Origin of the sequence: Flavobacterium azizsancarii (assembly GCF_027980145.1) — a bacterium.
Classification (GTDB): Bacteria; Bacteroidota; Bacteroidia; order Flavobacteriales; family Flavobacteriaceae; genus Flavobacterium; species Flavobacterium azizsancarii.
Window position 1 is genome coordinate 1 of sequence record NZ_JAMZNK010000113.1, and the last position, 701, is coordinate 701.

Annotated in this window: 1 protein-coding gene; it reads left to right on the plus strand. The window is 27.8% G+C overall.

Annotated elements, in window-relative coordinates; genetic code table 11:
- Window positions 1-215: 215 nt before the first annotated feature.
- Window positions 216-701, plus strand: a 486-nt coding sequence (locus tag NJT12_RS24840) for a hypothetical protein (RefSeq protein ID WP_271338795.1), incomplete at its 3' end; no start/stop codon positions are given.

Consider the following 701-nt stretch of genomic DNA (forward strand, 5'->3'; position numbering starts at 1 on the left):
CTTTGTCAAAGTTCAAAACCAAGAGTGTAAGGAACTTTTGTAAAAAACTATTATTTTTATTTTCTGTATGTCAATAAATATCAGAAAATGCAAATCAGAACAGAAGTAAAAGAAATATTAAATTATATTTCAGAAGATCAACTTGATTTTTTTGCTCAGCAAACAATGGTTGATTGGAATGCTAAAAAATTAAAAGGTAAGGAATTATTTAAACTTTGTATTTTTGGTATCTTAATGAAACCAGAGCCAGTTCCAGAGTGTTTGAGAATTTTTACGAGAATCATTTTTTTTGTAAATATGCTCAGATTCCTAAAGATAAAAGTGTTAGTCATAGCAGTATTGCAGAGAGAATTGGAAAAATCAACGTGGAATATTTCGAGAAACTATATCAGTATACTGTTACTGTTTTTCAGGATAAACTTGAACAGAAAGATAAAGCAAAATTAAGCTTATACGACTCAACAATTACAAGTTTATCTGCTTCTTTATTAAGTTTTGGAATGCAAAATGGACAGAAAAATAAAAAAGGAGAGCAAGGTAAAAACAGTATAAAATTTACAATTGGTTTTAGTGAATTGCCATTTAATGTAAATTTTCACAAAGATCAAAAAATGATTAGTGAAGATTTGGCTTTGGGTAATATTCTTCAAGAACACATAAGTAATAAAAAAGATATTGCGGTTTTTGATCGAGGAATGAAG